Annotated in this window: 1 protein-coding gene; it reads right to left on the reverse strand. The window is 69.4% G+C overall.

What is annotated here, in order from left to right; translation table 11 throughout:
* A partial coding sequence (locus SB822_RS58705; RefSeq protein ID WP_410859324.1) for a glycogen/starch synthase occupies positions 1–258 on the reverse strand: 258 nt, incomplete at both ends.

Here is a 258-nt window from a genome sequence, read left to right on the forward strand (position 1 = left end):
AGCGCGTGAGGTTGTCGAGGTAATCGCGTCCTTGCGGATCGCGGTACAAGCCTTCGCGTGCAAACAGGTGGTCCATTTGCCGGAGCAGCACCGTCACGCCCGTGTCGGGCATCCGCCCGCGCAGCAGGCGCGCGTCGCCGCCGGGCAGGCCGGTCATGCGCGCAACTGGGGCGATGTCGACAGCGCGTTCCAGCGCGGACGGATAGGCGGGCATCAGGATAGAGACGTCGACGCCCGCGTCGCGCAACGCGGCGGCAT

The organism is Paraburkholderia sp. SIMBA_054 (assembly GCF_046534875.1).
Lineage (GTDB): Bacteria > Pseudomonadota > Gammaproteobacteria > Burkholderiales > Burkholderiaceae > Paraburkholderia > Paraburkholderia hospita.